This window comes from Pontibacter kalidii (assembly GCF_026278245.1).
Classification (GTDB): Bacteria; Bacteroidota; Bacteroidia; order Cytophagales; family Hymenobacteraceae; genus Pontibacter; species Pontibacter kalidii.
The window spans coordinates 2,317,531-2,335,480 of record NZ_CP111079.1 but is presented as its reverse complement, the minus strand read 5'-3'; the positions used below and the strand labels follow the sequence as shown (position 1 = coordinate 2,335,480).

The window sequence follows — 17,950 nt, the reverse complement described above, 5'->3', positions numbered from 1 at the left end:
AAAGCAGGCTTTTTAATCACTCAGTAAATTTATACATAATAATGAAATTAAAGTTAATGCTGCTAGCTTGTGCTTTCTCTATCCTTGGGAAAGTACAAGCACAAGAGGCAGTCACCTATACCCTAGAGCATTGCCGGTCTATGGCGCTGCAGCAGAATAAGAAGATACAAGCAGCACAACATCAGGTTGATGCAGCTAAAGCTGCCCAGAAATCAGTTGCGGCCAATGCTTACCCGTCCTTAAATGGATCCATAACAGGTGTCCATTTGGGTTCCCCCCTAGGGGGGGGCTTAAACGGTATGATTCCTGAAAACATGGCTAGTGGTATGGTTAATGCAGCCTTGCCGCTTTACGCTGGCGGAAAAATAAAAAATAGTAAAGCAGCTGCTGCTAAAGGTGTGGAAATATCAGAAGAACAAAAGAAACTAACGACATCTGACGTATTACTGCAAACCGAAAAAGCTTACTGGCAGGTTGTACAGGTAAAGGAAAAAATTGTCTTAGCTGATAAATTTATAGTGATGTTAGAATCCCTGGTTAGGGATTTACAGAACTCTTTCGATGCCGGGCTCATATACAAAAATGACTTGTTGCGGGTACAGGTAAACCTAAATGAAGCGAAGCTCAATAAGACAAAAGCAGAAGATGGCTTGTTGCTGGCAAAGCTAAATCTTGCCCAGGTAATGGGAAAACCTGGTGATTATAATTTCACTTTGGCAGACTCAGTATCTGGTAACTTCCGCGCTGTCGAGAATCTATCATTAGAAACAGCAGCCGAAAATCGTTCCGTAATCAGGTTGCTGCACAAAGCACTTGAAATCCAGGAATTGCAAAAGAAAATTCTCCAGGGCGATCGTTTGCCAACAGTGGCAGTTTCTGCTATTGGAATGGGGGCTGCGGGTAAAGCAGTAAACCTGGAAGACGGTTCCAATTCCATGCTAACCTATGTGGGTTTGGCTAGTATAAATATTCCCATATTTGATTGGGGCGGCAAGGCCAATAAAGTAAAAGAACAATCTTTCAAGATAGCAGCACAGCAAATGCAGCTGAATGAAACCCGGGAGCTTCTCAATTTAGAAATCCAGAATGCATACCTGCAACTAAATCAATCGGTAAAAAAGATTGCCTCCACCGAGCTTTCGCTGGCCCAGGCAGTTGAGAATTTACGCTTAGCCGAAGATCGTCTTGAAGCGGGAACCATTGTGGGGAAAGACGTTCTGGAAGCCCAAGCTATTTGGCAACAAGCCTATAACAGTGTTATAGACGCCCGCATCGAATATAAAATCAACGAATCTAATTACAAGAAAGCTATTGGTGAGTTAAAGTAATGCAAGCAGCAACACTTGTTGCTGTTGATTTACAATTTGATTTTTATTGGAAGTATAAGTTTGACTTTAAGACTATGTTATTTTTGGATCAATTAAATAAATCAAGTACTTTTGGACCGAAATACGTTTTTAGTCTAGAGTGTATGAGCGGAAAAGATGAGAGCATAAAGGCAGAAATTCTGGCGGAGGCCCAGAAGCTTTTCATTCATTATGGATGGGCTAAAACCACTATGGAGGACATTGCCAAAGCGGCAGGAAAAGGGAAAAGTACGCTTTACTACTACTATAAAAGTAAAGATGAGATCTTTGACGAAGTCGTGACCAAGGAGATGGACGAAGTTTTTCGCACCCTGCAAGAGGAAGTTGGGAAAGTTCAAACTGCTGAAGAGAAGCTAACTACTTTTAGCCTTACGAAACTTGAGTTGTTCCAGAAAAAAACAGTTTTAAAGAAAATAGTACTTCGCGAAGAAGAGGCCAATATATCTAGATTGATAGACCTTAATAGGCGGTATGAAATAAGGGAGATCAGGCTCGTACGCAATATTCTTAATTTTGGACTTGAGAAAGGTGAATTTACCGGCTATAAAGCAAATGATGCTGATGCGATTGCCTTTGCTATGGTTTGTTCCATGCGTGGACTGGAAATAGGGTTAATGATAGAAGACAGGTATGCTGATCTGGAAAGCAGAATTGATATTTTGAATAATCTCATGCTGCGAGGACTAAAGGTTTAAATTTTTTTTCTCCATTTTTAGACCATAATACTATTTTAGTCTAAATGTTTTAATAAGGGCTGTATTATTGCATTGTGTGAAATTAGACCGCTATATTGAATTTAGTTCTTTTAGTTATGAACTATATAGCGAATTCATAATTGCTATTATTTGAAAGCAATAGATTAGAAGTTCAGCAACTGATTATTTATTAGTATCGTTCTATAAAATATTTTAATTTCAATAAGTTAAATATAATTCAGATGGGCAATATACTTCGTGAGAAAATCCTTACCCGCGAAAAAAGCGCTGCTTATTATGCAGCAGAGAGGGCGATGGCGCAGGGTGCCTATCCTTATTTCAGATCAATAGAGTCTGCACAGGATACGGAAGTGGTTATTAATGGCAAGAAGGTGTTGATGTTTGGGTCAAATGCCTATCTGGGACTCACCAATCATCCCAAAGTAAAAGAAGCCGCACTAAAAGCTATTCAGTTGTATGGTACGGGCTGCGCCGGGTCTCGTTTCCTGAACGGGAACCTGGACATCCACCTGGAACTGGAGAACAGGCTTGCAGCGTACGTGGGCAAAGACGCAGCACTTGTATTCAGCACCGGTTTTCAGGTAAACCTGGGGGTTATCTCCTGCCTCACCGGTCGCAACGATTATATTATACTGGATGAATATAACCACGCATCTATCATCGATGGCAGCAGGCTTTCATTTTCTAAAGTGCTTAAGTATAAGCATAACGACATGCAGGACCTGGAGCAGAAACTAAGCCGGTTGCCCGCAGACGCGATTAAGCTGATCGTGGTGGACGGGGTATTCAGCATGGAAGGAGACATCGTAAAACTCCCTGAACTTGTAACTCTTGCTGAGCGCTATGGTGGCAGCATTATGGTAGACGATGCACACGGTTTAGGTGTTATCGGGGAAAATGGAGCAGGGACTGCATCGCACTTTGGCCTGACCGACCAGGTCGATCTGATCATGGGTACATTCAGTAAATCGCTGGCTTCACTCGGAGGATTCATTGCCAGCGATTTTGACACGATCCAATACCTGAAGCATCACGCCCGTTCCCTGATCTTTAGCGCCAGTATGTCGCCTGCTTCTGTTGCCAGCACCCTGGCGGCCCTTGATATTATAGAGTCGGAGCCGGAGCGACGGAAACAGCTGTGGGGCAACACGATGTATGCCATGCAGCTCCTAGAGGCAGCTGGTCTGGAGCTGGGGCCAACCGAGACGCCGATCATACCGATCTATGTGCGCGACAACGACCTTACTTTCCAGGTGACCATGTTACTGCAGGACAAGGGCATTTTTGTGAACCCGGTGGTAGCGCCTGCGGTGCCAGCCGATTCTACCCTGATTCGCCTCTCGGTGATGGCCACTCATACTTTTGCCCAGATAGAGGAGGCGGTAGCAAAAATTGCGGAAGCCTTTAAGGTAATGGGAATAAACACAGGGAATGCAGCATATGAAGCAAGTATTGCCAGTTGAGACAAAGCGGCAGCTAAAGGCTTTTATTGACTTTCCGCATGAGTTGTACAAGAGCGACCCGTATTATGTGCCGGAGCTATATATAGCCCAGAAGGACCTGTTGACACATGGCAAGCACCCGTTTTACGAGCACTCTACGCTTCAGACATTCCTGGCATACGAAAATGGTATAGTGGTGGGCAGGATCGCTGCTATCCTGAACAACAACCACAATGCCTTCAACAACAGCCAGGATGGATTCTTCGGTTTCTTTGACTGTGTGGACGACGTTGAAGTGGCAGAAATGCTGTTTAGCGAGGTGCGGAAGTGGCTGCTGGCCAAGCGGGTGACAACCATGATCGGGCCGGTTAACTTTTCTACAAACGAAACCTGCGGATTACTGGTGGAGGGGTTCGACAGTTCACCAGTGGCAATGATGCCTTATAACTACAGGTACTATAGCCAGCTGCTGGAAGAACAGGGGTTCCAAAAGAAGGTAGACCTGTTGGCATACCAGTTTGGGGCAGATGGCTACAACGATAAGGCCTACCGCTTGTCAGAAGTGATCCGGAAGCGGCTGGAGCAGAAAGGTATCGTCATCCGACCGATCAACCTGAAAAAGTATAAAGAGGAGGCAGCGCAGCTGCGGGATATCTATAATTCGGCCTGGGACAAGAACCTGGGTTTTGTGCCCATGACGCCGAAGGAGTTCGACTATATGGCCAAAGATCTGAGGATGATCGTGGACCCGGACTTCTGCCTGATTGCGGAGCATAACGGGAAAATGATCGGTTTCTCACTAGCAGTGCCGGACATTAACCAGGTTTTAAAAAAAATCAGGAGAGGCCGTTTGTTGCCGACGGGCATATTCAAGCTGCTGTTGTTGCGCAAAAAAATCAACGCAGTGCGGATCATTGCCCTGGGCGTGGTGGAGGGATACCGGAAAATGGGTATCGAAGCCTGCTTTTACGGGGCTGCCATGCAAAAGCACCAGGAGAAGCATATGAAATCGGCGGAGGCTTCGTGGATCCTCGAAAATAACGTGCTGATGAACCAGGGCTTGCTGAAAATGGATGCCAAGCCCTATAAAAGGTATAGAATCTTTGAGAAAGCATTATGACAGAGCGGGTACTGATTACGGGAGGCAGTGGCTTTGTAGGCTATCATTTGATTGAGGCCGCCGTGCAGGCAGGGTTGGAGGTGTATGCTGCAGTGCGCCCAAGCAGCGAAGTCGCCCACCTGCAGGCTTTCGGCATTAAGTATACTTCCCTTGATTTCTCTGATGTGGATGCCATAAAGCGTGAACTGGAGGAAAAGCAGTACCACTACATCATCCATGCGGCAGGTATAACCAAGGCAAAGCAAGCAGGTGACTATGTGAGGGTAAACGCAGAGTACACCAGAAACCTGGGAGAAGCAGCGGCAGGGGCAGGTATACCGCTGAAAAAGTTTGTCTTCATCAGCAGCCTGGCGGCACTAGGGCCTACTGCTTATGAGGAGGTAATACCTATCCATGAGGCGAGTGCTGCGATGCCAGTTACAGCTTATGGGAAGAGCAAGCTGCTGGCCGAAAAATACCTGGCTGAGGTAGAGAGGCTTCCGCTGGTGGTACTACGGCCTACTGCCGTCTACGGCCCCCGTGAGAAAGACATCTTTATCATCCTCAAAACGCTGAACCTGGGGCTGGAACCCTACATTGGCAGCAAGCCGCAGTGGCTGAGCTTTGTCTATGTGAAGGACCTGGCAAAAGCGGTGATACAAGCACTGGGAGCAAGTATAAATGGAGCGAGCTACAATGTGTCTGATGGCAACAGGTACAATCGCTATGCGCTTGCCAGCACCACTAAGTACATTCTGGGAAAGAAATCAGTTCGGATACACATGCCGATAGGCATGGTGCGTGTGATGGCCCGGTTACTGGAGGCACTATATGCTACCAGCAGTAAGATGCCTGCGCTGAACAAGGAGAAGCTTAACGAGCTAGCGGCGGAGAACTGGCACTGCAGCATCGATAAGCTAAAAGAAGAACTGGGCTTTGTGCCGGAGTATGACCTGGAAAAGGGCCTCCAGCAGACCCTGCAGTGGTACAAAGAGAACAAATGGTTATAAGAATTGATTAGAAGCAGTTTTAGAACAAATAAACAAAATGGAATATCAAGTAAAACAAGCCGAAGGGCGCCTAGGCGTATTGCTACCAGGACTTGGAGCAGTTGCCACCACTTTTATAGCCGGAGTTGAGGCCATTCGCAAAGGGATTTCGCAGCCAATCGGCTCGCTTTCTCAGATGGGCAATATCCGTTTGGGCAAGCGAACAGAAAACCGCAACCCGCTTATAAAGGACTTTGTGCCATTGGCAAACCTGAGCGACCTTGTGTTCGGGGGCTGGGATGTGTATGAGGATAACGTGTATGAAGCGGCTGTAAACGCTAAGGTGTTGGAGCCAGGGCTGCTGCATGCCCTTAGGCCTGAACTGGAAGCAATTAAGCCAATGAAAGCCGTTTTTGACAAAGCCTATGCCAGGAACCTGGACGGCACGAACATAAAAGAGGCTGCCACCAAGTATGAGCTGGCAGAGGCGCTGATGGAGGACATGCGCAACTTTAAGGAGGAGAACGGCTGCGACCGCCTCGTCATTGTGTGGTGCGGTTCTACGGAGATTTACGCAGAGATCAGTGAGGTGCACGAGACAATCGCGGCTTTTGAGGAAGGCTTGCGCAAGAACGATCCGCGCATCGCGCCAAGTATGATTTATGCCTACTCTGCTGTGAAGATGGGTGTTCCTTTTGCTAACGGAGCTCCGAACCTGACAGTGGATATTCCTGCCATCGTAGAACTGGCAAAGCAAAACGGTGTGGCCATTTCTGGCAAGGACTTTAAGACAGGTCAGACGCTGATGAAGACCATCCTTGCGCCAGGCCTGCAGGCCAGGGCACTGGGTATCAAAGGCTGGTTCTCCTCCAATATCCTGGGCAACCGTGATGGGCTTGTACTCGATGATCCGGAAAACTTCAAGACGAAAGAAGTATCGAAGCTGGGCGTGCTGGAGGATATCCTGCATCCTGCCGACAATCCGGAATTGTACGGAGACATTTACCACAAAATCCGCATCAACTACTATCCTCCTCACGGAGACAACAAAGAGAGCTGGGATAATATTGACATCTTTGGCTGGCTGGGCTACCAGATGCAGATCAAAATTAACTTCCTGTGCCGCGACTCTATCCTGGCGGCGCCTATCGTACTGGACCTGGCCCTGTTCACGGACCTGGCGCAACGTGCTGGCATGAGTGGAATTCAGGAGTGGTTGTCTTTCTACTACAAGTCGCCACAAACGGCTGAAGGCCTGCGTCCGGAGCATGATATCTTTAAACAGCTCATCAAACTGCAGAACACGCTGCGCCACATCATGGGCGAGGACCTGATCACACACCTGGGCCTTGACTATTACGAAGACTTTGTGGAAGAAGAGCGTTAATAGACCTGATAATGATGAGAATACACAAACTAGTTTCCACCAGCCTGGGCATTGGCTATATAGGAAAGGGAGGAGGTACGGTAGCCGCTGTGGTCACCTGCCTTTGCCTTTACGCCGTGCACCTGGCTGGTGGGGACCAGCTTGTGTGGTGGCTGCCTACAGTAACGGCATTATTAACAGCCTTAGGTGTATGGTCTGCCGGCGAGGTGGAGCCGCTCTGGGGCAAAGATGATAAAAAAGTAGTGATAGACGAGGTGGCGGGCATGTGCATCAGTTTGTTGTTCATACCTATCACACCCGGCTCTCTCATGGTTGGCCTTTTTCTGTTTCGGTTTTTCGATATCGTAAAGCCGCTGTACATCAGGAGGCTGGAGAAAATAGGTGGAGGTTTAGGCGTCATGCTTGACGACGTCGTGGCGGGCGTTTACGCAAATATTATTTTACAGACTCTTTTATACTTCAAGATACTCTAAATGTTCACCTTCCTGAAGGCACAAGCTGCCTCTCTGGTAGCATCTGCTGTCGATTTTCTGGTGACAATCATAGCCGTGGAGCTGCTAGGCCTATGGTATATGGCCGGCACCATGGTGGGTACTGTCTCAGGTGGTGTAACACACTTTGCCTTGGGCAGAACCTGGGTTTTTAAGGCCTCAGATAAAACGATACCCGCACAGGCACTTAAATACGTGCTGGTCTGGAACGGCAGCATGTTGCTAAACGCTTCGGGTGTATATGTGATCACACGTTACGGAGGACTCAACTATGTTTACTCTAAAATGATCACCTCATTGCTCGTGGGAGTTCTCTATAACTATATAATCCAAAAAAGATATGTATTCAAGAAAGAATATATATAAGTATTATTTTAAGCAGCTGCTTTTTTCGCTGTTGCTCCTGGTTTCGGCAATAAATGCCACTGCTGTGGTGGCACAAGGCGCTGTTACTACTATTAAAGGCACTGTTACGGATGCCGCTACAAAGGAGGCACTTATCGGTGTTTCGGTTTTTGTGCCCGGCACGAGCATCGGCACCAGCACTGATTTTGAAGGTAACTACCAGATCCAGACGAATCAAAGTATAAATAAGGTACAGTTTTCTTACCTGGGCTACCAAACCGTAATAATGGATGTATTGCCAGGGCAGGAGCAGTCTCTGCATGTTAAACTGGAAACAGGTGCCAAACAATTAAGTGAGGTAGTGGTGGTGGGCAAGAAGCGTAAGGTCAAGTATAGCAACAAGAACAACCCTGCTGTAGACCTCATCCGGGAAATTGTCGCCAACAAGGATAAGAACCGTCCGGAGCAGTACGACTATGTACAGTACGAGCGGTACGAGAAAACGCAGATGTCGCTGGTGAATACGCCGGAGAAACTGAAGCGAAACATCCTGCTTCGTAAGTATGATTTCATTACCAGCAACCTGGATACCACAGTTATAGAGGGTAAAGCCATACTTCCGTTCTACATGCAGGAGGAGATAAAGCAGCAATACTACCGCAAAGATCCTGAGGCAAACAAAACGGTGGTAAAGGCAGAGAAGAAGGTCGAATTTGGTGAATTTGTGGATAATAAAGGCATGGCCGCCTACATGCAGCACATGTACCAGGATGTCGACATCTATGAGAACAACATCACCTTGCTAACAAATCAGTTCCTGAGCCCAATTGCCGACATGGCCCCTACCTTCTACAAGTTTTACCTCAGGGACACGGTGACAACGGAAACAGGACAGCAGCTGGCAAAGCTGCAGTTCGAGCCCCGCAACCCGACGGCCTTCATGTTCACCGGAGAGATGTACGTCACCCTGGACGGCACCTACGCCGTGCAAAGCGTTGAAATGTCCGTAAGCAAAGGCGTAAGCATCAACTGGGTGCGCGACCTGAAGGTTAACCTCGACTTTGAACGTAACCCGGATGGGCGCTATCACCTGAGCAAAAGTGAGCTGAAAGTCGACTTCGGCCTGACGCAGAACAGTGACATGGGCTTTTACGGCGAGCGGGTGGTGTCCTTCAAGGACTTTGAGATCAATCAGCCGCAGCCGGCCTCGCTCTACGAAGGGGAGGCCGTGGTGCGGATGGAGAACGCAGTTGCCCAGGATGAAAGCTACTGGCAAGCCAGCCGCCACGACTCGCTTTCGGCAGTGGAGGTAACCACCTACACCAACATCGACAGCCTGGTAAACCTGAAGTCCTTCCAGCGCACGATGGATTGGGCCACCGCGCTGATAGCCGGCTACAAACGTATGGGGCCAAACATTGAGATCGGGCCGCTCAATACCTTCTACAGTTTTAACCCCGTGGAGGGTTTCCGCCTACGCTTTGGTGGGCGCACCACCGACAACTTTAGCAAAAAGTTGATGCTGGAGACCTACGCGGCTTATGGTTTTAAGGATGAGGAGTGGAAGTACTACGTGGGTGGCAGCTACTCGCTCACCGACCGCTCTATCTGGGAGTTCCCGGTGAGGGCTATCCGTGCCAACTATCAAAAGGACACTAAGATACCGGGGCAGGAGCTGCAGTTCGTGCAGGAGGATAATATTCTGCTGTCCATAAAGCGTGGCGAGAACGACAAGTGGCTTTATAACGAGACGTTTCACGTAGACTACCTGCACGAGTTCGAGAACCACTTCTCGTATAAAATCGGCTTCAAAAACTGGCGACAATCACCGGCCGGTTCCTTGCAGTACATCAGGGCTGCTGAGACGGGCAGCGATGAACAGCCACTGGGTATCAACAGCCTGACTACCTCGGAGGCCTCGCTGGAGCTGCGCTGGGCACCGAACGAGCAGTTTTTCCAGGGCAAGCTCTACCGTACCCCGATCGCCAACAAGTACCCGGTGTTCACGTTGCGCGCCACGGCAGGTATAGAAGGGCTTTTCGACAGCCATTACGAGTACCAGAATGTGGCCCTGAACATCTATAAGCGCTTTTACCTCTCACAGTTGGGCTACTCGGACGTGGTAACGGAGGGTGGCTATACTTTTGGGCAGGTGCCGTTCCCGCTGCTAACGATCCACCGAGCCAACCAGACTTACTCCTACCAACTACAGTCTTACAACCTGATGAACTTCCTGGAATTTGTGAGCGACCAGTACGCCAGTGTGCACATCGACCATACGTTCAATGGCTTCATCTTTAACAAGATCCCGCTGCTCAAGAAAACAAAGCTACGGGAGTTCGTGACCTTTAAAGCGCTGTACGGCAAAGTGCGCGCTGAGAACCTGCCGGAGAACAACCCTGATTTGCTGCGCTTCCCCACGTTTGAAGATGGCCGGCGGGCTACGTATACATTGGAAAACAGACCTTACATGGAGGCCAGCGTGGGCATAGGCAATATCTTTAACTTCTTCCGGATAGACCTGGTAAAACGCCTGACGTATTTGGATAATCCACACGTATCTGAATTTGGGATTAGAGGCAGGTTTAAATTCGATTTCTAAGCAGGCAGTAGGTATATGAACAAACTAACATTGCGCGACGCGCTACAGCAGGGCATTTACAAGATCATCAATCCTTTCGTCAGGCTTTTGATCCGGATGGGGTTTACCCCAAACGCGGTGACCACCACAGGCTTGATCCTGAACATCGGGGTGGCCGCCATCTTTATATGGGGCGGCGAGACCAGCAACCGGGGCGAGCTGGAATATGTAGGCTGGGCCGGGGCACTGGTGCTGTTTGCCGGTGTGTTCGACATGCTGGACGGGCAGGTCGCCCGGTTGGGGAACATGAAATCCACCTTCGGGGCCATGTATGATTCCGTGCTGGACCGCTACAGCGAGATGATCATGTTCATGGGTATCTGCTATTACCTGATCGCCCACCATTACCTGCTCAGCTCCCTGTTCGCCTTTATAGCGCTGATCGGCTCCATGATGGTGAGCTATACCCGCGCACGGGCCGAAGGGCTGGGGGTGGAGTGCAAAGGCGGGTTGATGCAGCGTCCGGAACGGGTAGTGCTGATCGGTATCTCCGCTATCGCCTGCGGCATCACTTACTCTTTTGTTGGCCCCGACTACAAGGTCTATCTGCCGGGCATTCCCTTTCATGTTTTTGAAACCATGTCAGTGTTCACCTTACCTATCACCCTGATGGCGGTGCTGACGAATATTACGGCTGTGAACAGGTTGATGGACGCGAAAAGGGCCATTCAGCAGAAAGAGATGGTGACACCTTAGTATGCTTAATAGTTACAAAGTGAGAAAAATTTTTCATTTGGTGCTGCTACTGCTCCTGTGTAGCGGGCTGTACAGCGCAAGGGTGTTCGCATCGGCTACCTGGGCTGAAGCAAAGCCGGACTCGCTGCCAGTACCCAAGGGGATCAGAGACATGAAGTTTTACGTACAGCGCGACCCGAATGCCAACACAGTGGTGTACGAGCTGAATAAGACGGCACAGGGTACGCTGGATGAGAGTGAGCCTATCCATCCATTTTGGATCAGGTATGCCGACGGAGGGGAGCACAAAGAACTGAACTACATCCAGCGCAAGTTTGCCTATGGCCTGAACGCTAAAAAGCTGGGGAAAGATAACTATGAACTGAAGTTTGTGTGCTACTCCAAACTGGCCTTGTACCTGCGCAAAGGGAATGATGGGGTCTACCATGTATTTAGCAAGATCAATAAGCGTGATGCGGTACTGGACCGCATTTTCGTGCGCATAGAGGGCGGTACTTTTTGGGTGCCCAATGTGCTGTATGTAGAGTTAAAAGGAAGGGATGCCGTTACTGGCAAAGTAGTTACAGAACGCTTTATACCTTGATTGTAGCATGAAGAAGAACTTTGTTTCCAACTCGCAGGAGTCGGTGCGGATGTTTAAGTATGATTGGATGGAGGCGCTCTCCAAAGTACACTACACCGTTCCGCTTTATATTTATGTGCCGGTCATACTCTTTCTGAGCTGGAGCGCTTTGTTTGTGGAGCAAATATCCCTCCTGGCTTTTCTAGGCTATGCTGTCCTGGGACTGTTTGTCTGGACACTTTCGGAATACGTGCTGCATCGCTTCGTGTTCCATTTCGTGCCGAAGGCCAAGTGGGCGCTGCGCCTGCACTTCATCTTTCATGGGGTGCACCACGATTACCCAAACGATGCCAAGCGACTCGTAATGCCTCCTTCTGCCAGTATACCCATGGCGTTAGCGTTATACCTGCTCTTCTCGCTGGTGTTCACAGGCGGGGCGCTATATGCTTTCTTTGCGGCGTTCCTGTTAGGCTATTTGTTTTACGACATTTCCCACTATGCGCTGCATCACTTCAACTTTAAGGGCGAGTTCTGGAAAAAACTGAAAAAGCACCACATGCTGCATCACTACTCTGATGCCACCAAAGGCTACGGCGTGAGCTCCAGCCTGTGGGACAAGGTATTTGGGTCTGATTTTGACAAAAAATAAAATGAGTTTAACAACTACGGCAGCAGGGGAGAAGAAGCGCGTCTCGAGAAAGGCTGTGTTGCTACTTGCGGCTCTGTCAGTGGGATACATCCTGCTTTCTTACCTGTTAGTAGGTTTCAAAACTGATCAGTTGGTGCTGGTGGGGCTGGCGAATATCCTGTACTTTGCAACTCCCATTACCCGCAAATTTATCTCGGGCTTCTCCATCTTTATCGTGTTCTGGGTGCTCTATGATTATATGAAGGCCTTCCCGAACTACTGGTTTAACCCCGTACACATTCAGGATCTGTACAATGCGGAGAAAGCTGTTTTCGGCATCCGGAGTGGTGGAACCATACTTACACCTAACGAATTTTGGATGCAGCACAGCCATACTTTTCTGGATGTGATGAGCGGGGCCTTTTACCTGATGTGGATCCCGGTGCCGCTTGCGTTTGCCACCTTTCTTTTCTTCTGGAACAGGAGACAATTCGTATACTTCTCCCTTACTTTTTTGCTGGTCAACCTGCTGGGCTTTGTGGTGTATTACCTATATCCGGCGGCTCCGCCCTGGTATGTGCAGCTACATGGCTTTGATTTTCTGGCAGGGACGCCCGGCAACACGGCAGGCCTGGTTCGCTTCGACGAGTTTTTCGGCATCACCATCTTTAACTCGCTTTACGCCAAGGGGTCCAACGTGTTTGCGGCCATGCCCTCGCTGCACTCTGCTTACCCGCTCATTGTCTTCTACTATGCGCTCAGAAACAACTTAGGTGTTATAGCGAAGGTCTTTTTCGGAATTATCACGGCAGGTATCTGGTTTGCGGCAGTTTATACTTCCCATCATTATGTGCTGGATGTTTTGGCCGGCATAGTGTGCGCCTCTAGTGGCATTTTTTTCTTCAATTGGCTTATTGGCAGAAGAGGAGGGGTTACCAAGGCTGTAGACAAGCTGATTCTGGCGATCAGGTAGTAAAGGCTTTCTGTGATTATAGTACCCGCAGCTCTTGAGGGGCTGCGGGTTTTACGAACTGAGATTTAGACTCGGGAACAATTTTAGTTTACGAGTATTATTCAAGCCGGACATACCCTTACATACTGGAGAGATGCCCAGATATTTCCTACTTCTATTATTCTTCGCTCCATTCCTGACAGCTTGTGAGGAAGTATTTGAATACCACCCCAACCAGATCAGGCTTAGCGGTAGTGAGCGTGATTTAACTGCGCGAAACGTGGAAAAAATCCAGCAGCTGAGTCCGGATGATACCATTCGGATAGTTGTGATGGGGGATACGCAGCGTTTTTATGACAGTGCAGAGGAATTTGTGAAGGCAGCCAACAAACTTGATAACATCGACTTTGTGGTGCACCAGGGCGATATCTCAGATTTTGGAATGACCCAGGAGTTCAGGTGGATACATGACATCATGAAAGATCTGCGCGTCCCTTACCTGACGGTGATCGGCAATCACGATTTGCTGGCCAACGGCAAGAAAGTATACCAGCAGATGTATGGCGACCTGAATTATGCTTTTGTCTATGGGCGAGTGAAATTTATTTTCCTGGATACCAACGGGCGGGAGTACGACTTCAGCGGTAACGTGCCGGACCTGGCGTGGCTGCAGGGGCAGCTAACGCACACCCCTGAGTCGGACTGGAAGCAGGCTGTTATCATATCCCATATGTCTCCGTTCGGCGGGGACTATGACAGCAGGCTGCGCCTGCCGTTTCATCAGGTGCTGGAACAGAGTGGTCGGGTGCACCTAAGCCTGCATGGCCATGAGCATAACTGGCAGACCATAGAGCAGGAGGAAAGCAACATCACTTATCACATGACAACCTCGACTAACAACAAGGGCTTTTCTTATGTGGAAATCTGGGACGGTGGGTTCAGCATCAAAAGAATTCATTATTGATATGAGAATTGGGAAGTATAAGTTTCTCCTGGCGGCACTGCTCTCCTTCCTGGCTGATAGCGTATACAGCCAATACACAGATTCCGCAGCGTTTCACATAAAGGCACAGTTTGCCGGGGATCTTGGCCTGGTATCGCTGGGGGTGGGCAAGGAGTTTCTGAACAATAAACTTGATGCAGATGTTTTTGTCGGCTACCTGCCGCAAAGTTTTGGCGGCGAGCAGTTAGTCACCGCGGCTCTGAAAGTTGCCTATGTGCCTTTTAAGGCGGTGAAGCTGGAGGCATTAGACTGGCATCCGCTTAGAACAGGCCTGCAGTTGGGCTATACTTTCGGGGATGAGTACTTTGCATTTGAGCCCCGGGACAAGTACCCGAAAGGTTACTACGGTTTTTCGACGGCCCTACATTTGTACTACTTCCTGGGAGGTGAAGTAGCGTTTGCAAGAATAAAGCGCTTGGAAAACTTCGGGCTGTATTACGAAGCAGGCGCGCTGGGGGAGTACCTGGTCTCCTACATAAAGAACCCAGGGTACTTAAGCCCGGGAAAAATATTCCACCTGGCCTTAGGTGTCAGATTATCTTTGTAAGACTATCGAGCTGAAATGAAATTAGGAAGAGACACATCGCTACCAAATGCAAGTGCCCTGCACGTGCTTACGCAGCTTAGCATGGGAGATCACAAGGCTTTCCTCTACGACTGCGACGGAACCCTGGCCGATAACATGCAGGCCCACAAGGACACCTATGTGAAGGTAGCTGCCGAGAGAGGAGTGGAAATTGATCCTGCCATTGTAGATGAGTTCGCCGGCCTGCCCATTCCTGCCGTTGTGGAGCAGATCAACAAGCGGTATGGCAGTGATTTTGACCCGGTCGAGTTTGAGAGGCTAAAATCCGCCTTGTTTTACAAGGAATTTATTACACTAACAAAACCGGTTCAGTTTGTTGTGGACCATTTGGTGGCACATGCCGGCAGGGTGAAGATAGGCGTGGTATCCGGAGGTTCAAGGAAAATGATTCAGAAGACGCTGGAAGTCCTGGGCATTGCGGAGTTAGTGGAGGTGCTCGTTTGCGCTGGAGAAACCCTTCGTGGAAAACCTTTTCCAGATCCTTTCCTATCGGCAGCAGAGCAGCTGGGAGTCTCGCCGGCAAGCTGTCTAGTCTTTGAAGACGGTGTTCCAGGTGTAAAGGCTGCCGAGGCAGCAGGAATGAAATGGATCAGGGTGGATCAGATCTCCGGGTACGCGAAGCAGGCCCCTTGCTCTTGAGGTATCCCGGGACACCAGTTTTAGGAAGGTTATCCCTTGCTACCCCGGCAAAGCATAGCCCCGGGTATAACAAGAAGGGCATTCTACGGCGAATTGAGAACTACTTGCTGGTCTCCATTTTAAGTGTCCTCTAAAAGCTAGCCCACTCCCAAAGTTAGCGGTTCAGCAATTTCCCGCAACTGCTATTATCCGGTTAAAGTATCATTCGGTGTATAGAGGTTACGTAAACTTGAAACTAAGTAGTGTGAATAGTACTTGCGAAGGAAAGCTTATCGGAAGCCTTAAGAAACCATCACCTGGCTAAGCAAGGGGGGGTAAGATATAAATATTATATTATTTAGAGTATTCTTCCTTTACGGTATCTGGACTGTAAAAGGTTGAAATAGGCCAATATTGCAACAAAAAAGCGCTAACTACTATTAAAGTAGCTAGCGCCTGAAATTGTACTTGTGCACTCGGGGTACGAATTTCGAACCATTGACCTCCCCCCGAAAAACCGGACCACTGTAAAATAGAGGAACCGGGCAATTTGTCGTACTAATCTAAAAGCGAATTGCCATGAAGAAATCAAAGTTCACCGAGGCGCAGATTATCTTCGCCATCAAGCAGTCAGAGATAGGCGTGAGAGTGGAAGAGGTATGCCGCAAGATGGGCATCTCGGAGGCTACTTTCTACAACTGGAAGAAAAAATACGGTGGTTTAGGAGTATCGGAATTAAGAAAACTGCGGCAACTGGAGGAGGAGAACCGGCAGCTGAAGCAGCTGGTGGCCGACCTGAGCCTGGACAAACAGATGCTACAGGACGTACTGCGAAAAAAGCCTTGAGGCCAGCCCAACTCAACGGGCTGGCGGTGGGTCTGTCGGATGAGTACCGGGTATCGGTCCGCAGAGCCTGTAAGGTGGTGATGCTGCACCGATCACTGTGGTATTACCGCTCCAGAGCCAGGGACAGCTCAGTTATCCGGAAGCGGATGCACGAAATTGCCCATGTCAGAGTCCGCTACGGCTTCTGGCGCATCTTCACGCTGCTGCGCCGGGAGGGCTGGCCGGATAACCACAAGCGTGTTCACCGCCTCTACAAGGAGGAGGGGCTGAATTTGAGGAGCAAGCGCCCGAGAAGAAGCAAGGCAGCTGCCCACCGGCTGGAGCGCCCGGCTCTCTCTACCAATCATGAATGCTGGTCGATGGATTTTGTGGCCGATCAGCTCTTTGACGGCAGGAAATTACGCTGCTTAACGATAGTGGATAATTACAGTCGCCAGTGCCCCGGCATTTTGGTGGGACACTCTCTGAAGGGAGAGGATGTGGTAGCCGCCTTGGAAAGTATCAGGCGAAGCACCCAAGTCCTTCCCAAGCGTATACAGGTGGATAACGGCAGCGAGTTCATCTCTAAGGCCCTGGACTGGTGGGCCTATGAGAACAAGGTGACGCTGGACTTCTCCAGGCCCGGCAAACCCACGGACAACGCCTTCATTGAGTCCTTCAACGGGAGTTTTCGGGACGAGTGCCTGAATGTGAACTGGTTCCTGTCATTGGAGGATGCCCAGGAGAAGATAGAGACGTGGCGGCAGGAGTATAACTGCTTCAGACCCCACAGTTCACTGGGTGACAAGACACGGGAAGAGTGGGTAAAAGAGAATATAGTGAAACCCGAATTCTCTACTTTTGACTGGCCCTAAAAATGGGAGGAGCTCAAGTTTAAACATTTCTTCAACTTTTAAATGGCCGACTTTCAGGGAAGACTACAATGAGCCTGTCCATAAGTAAACTTCGATGCGTTAGATGAACCTTCTTCTTGGAATTACTTCATTATTGTTAAACATCTTGTTTTACAGGTGGTGCATCCGTTGGAGAAAGAGTAAAGGGTGGGGCTAACTAAAATAACCTATGTTTCACTGTAAAATGCATGTCACAGGTATATAAACTATTTTTAATATAAATTTTATTCAGAAGTAGGTGTAGCCCTGTTAAGTTAAACCTTTTCCTGATTCCCAACATTTAAGAGCTCGCTCTAAAATAATAAATGACCGTCTCAGTGAGGAGACAGTCATTTATAAGTATTCTTTGACCTGATAGGTGGCGAATAGTTGACCTATTTATGCATACTAGAAATCCCTAACCCGGCTAAAACACGGCTTCTGACATGTAAAGCTCCTATAATGCGGCTAATGGGTGTCGGACTCATTCTGATGAGTGTAGGTATTGCAATGATACCTGCTTCTTCTGCTTTGTCCGGGTCTTTCTGTATATCAATAATTTCAAGGTGATAATTACCGTTTAAATTTTCTTTACAGATTTTAAGGAGTGTGTCCACAGCTTCAACTGAATTAAGGCTGTGCCCATTAATAAAGAGCTTTAATACATGCATGCTCATTTTTTTATTTTGGCTAAAAGTGTCGGTAAACTA

18 protein-coding genes are annotated in these 17,950 nt (G+C 48.7%); 17 read left to right on the top strand and 1 reads right to left on the bottom strand.

Annotation, left to right across the window (positions count from 1 at the left end; all coding sequences use genetic code 11):
• Positions 1–41: 41 nt before the first annotated feature.
• From OH144_RS10000 to OH144_RS09920, 17 genes are all read left to right on the top strand, one after another.
• Positions 42–1,328 (top strand): TolC family protein, encoded by a 1,287-nt coding sequence (locus OH144_RS10000; protein ID WP_266206160.1) that lies wholly within the window; start codon positions 42–44, stop codon positions 1,326–1,328.
• Positions 1,328–2,062 carry a TetR/AcrR family transcriptional regulator gene (locus tag OH144_RS09995; RefSeq protein ID WP_266206159.1) on the top strand — a complete coding sequence of 245 codons (735 nt, stop codon included), beginning with the start codon at positions 1,328–1,330 and terminating at the stop codon, positions 2,060–2,062. Before OH144_RS10000 ends, OH144_RS09995 begins: the two co-directional genes overlap by 1 nt.
• 242 nt (positions 2,063–2,304) lie before the next feature.
• Complete coding sequence (gene spt, locus OH144_RS09990) at positions 2,305–3,546, top strand: serine palmitoyltransferase (protein ID WP_266206158.1); 1,242 nt, start codon at positions 2,305–2,307, stop codon at positions 3,544–3,546.
• Positions 3,524–4,645 (top strand): hypothetical protein, encoded by a 1,122-nt coding sequence (locus OH144_RS09985; protein ID WP_266206157.1) that lies wholly within the window; start codon positions 3,524–3,526, stop codon positions 4,643–4,645. The genes spt and OH144_RS09985 overlap by 23 nt, the downstream gene beginning before the upstream one ends.
• Positions 4,642–5,634, top strand: coding sequence for an NAD-dependent epimerase/dehydratase family protein (locus OH144_RS09980; RefSeq protein WP_266206156.1), 993 nt, complete (start codon positions 4,642–4,644; stop codon positions 5,632–5,634). The genes OH144_RS09985 and OH144_RS09980 overlap by 4 nt, the downstream gene beginning before the upstream one ends.
• Before the next feature lie 37 nt (positions 5,635–5,671).
• Positions 5,672–7,000, top strand: a complete 1,329-nt coding sequence (locus OH144_RS09975) for an inositol-3-phosphate synthase (protein ID WP_266206155.1) — start codon at positions 5,672–5,674, stop codon at positions 6,998–7,000.
• An 11-nt stretch (positions 7,001–7,011) separates the two neighbouring features.
• Positions 7,012–7,473: a phosphatidylglycerophosphatase A family protein gene (locus tag OH144_RS09970; protein WP_266206154.1), complete on the top strand. Its 462-nt coding sequence runs from the start codon at positions 7,012–7,014 to the stop codon at positions 7,471–7,473.
• On the top strand, positions 7,474–7,857 hold the full coding sequence (locus tag OH144_RS09965) for a GtrA family protein (protein WP_266206153.1): 384 nt from the start codon (positions 7,474–7,476) through the stop codon (positions 7,855–7,857). It begins immediately after the preceding gene.
• Positions 7,832–10,438 (top strand): DUF5686 and carboxypeptidase-like regulatory domain-containing protein, encoded by a 2,607-nt coding sequence (locus OH144_RS09960; protein WP_266206152.1) that lies wholly within the window; start codon positions 7,832–7,834, stop codon positions 10,436–10,438. The genes OH144_RS09965 and OH144_RS09960 overlap by 26 nt, the downstream gene beginning before the upstream one ends.
• A 15-nt stretch (positions 10,439–10,453) precedes the next feature.
• Positions 10,454–11,173, top strand: a complete 720-nt coding sequence (locus OH144_RS09955) for a CDP-alcohol phosphatidyltransferase family protein (RefSeq protein ID WP_266206151.1) — start codon at positions 10,454–10,456, stop codon at positions 11,171–11,173.
• A 151-nt stretch (positions 11,174–11,324) separates the two neighbouring features.
• Positions 11,325–11,756 (top strand): DUF4833 domain-containing protein, encoded by a 432-nt coding sequence (locus OH144_RS09950; RefSeq protein WP_266206150.1) that lies wholly within the window; start codon positions 11,325–11,327, stop codon positions 11,754–11,756.
• A gap of 7 nt (positions 11,757–11,763) precedes the next feature.
• On the top strand, positions 11,764–12,384 hold the full coding sequence (locus OH144_RS09945) for a sterol desaturase family protein (RefSeq protein WP_266206149.1): 621 nt from the start codon (positions 11,764–11,766) through the stop codon (positions 12,382–12,384).
• A 1-nt stretch (position 12,385) separates the two neighbouring features.
• Positions 12,386–13,336 (top strand): phosphatase PAP2 family protein, encoded by a 951-nt coding sequence (locus tag OH144_RS09940; protein ID WP_266206148.1) that lies wholly within the window; start codon positions 12,386–12,388, stop codon positions 13,334–13,336.
• 133 nt (positions 13,337–13,469) lie between these two features.
• The gene (locus OH144_RS09935) at positions 13,470–14,279 is read left to right on the top strand and encodes a metallophosphoesterase family protein (protein WP_266206147.1); all 810 of its coding nucleotides are present in this window, start codon (positions 13,470–13,472) and stop codon (positions 14,277–14,279) included.
• A 1-nt stretch (position 14,280) separates the two neighbouring features.
• Entirely contained in the window at positions 14,281–14,865 is a 585-nt protein-coding gene (locus OH144_RS09930; RefSeq protein ID WP_266206146.1) for a hypothetical protein, read from the top strand.
• Positions 14,866–14,880: 15 nt separating this feature from the next.
• Positions 14,881–15,543, top strand: coding sequence for an HAD family hydrolase (locus tag OH144_RS09925; RefSeq protein WP_266206145.1), 663 nt, complete (start codon positions 14,881–14,883; stop codon positions 15,541–15,543).
• Positions 15,544–16,101: 558 nt separating this feature from the next.
• Positions 16,102–17,222, top strand: a protein-coding gene (locus tag OH144_RS09920; protein ID WP_407676623.1) for an IS3 family transposase whose coding sequence is annotated in 2 segments (ribosomal slippage) — positions 16,102–16,363 and positions 16,363–17,222 — 1,122 coding nt in all. Because the reading frame shifts where the segments join, the coding sequence is not laid out codon by codon here.
• A 413-nt stretch (positions 17,223–17,635) separates the two neighbouring features.
• Here the strand turns inward: OH144_RS09920 and OH144_RS09915 are convergent.
• Positions 17,636–17,917 (bottom strand): circadian clock KaiB family protein, encoded by a 282-nt coding sequence (locus OH144_RS09915; protein ID WP_266206143.1) that lies wholly within the window; start codon positions 17,915–17,917, stop codon positions 17,636–17,638.
• Positions 17,918–17,950: the final 33 nt, after the last annotated feature.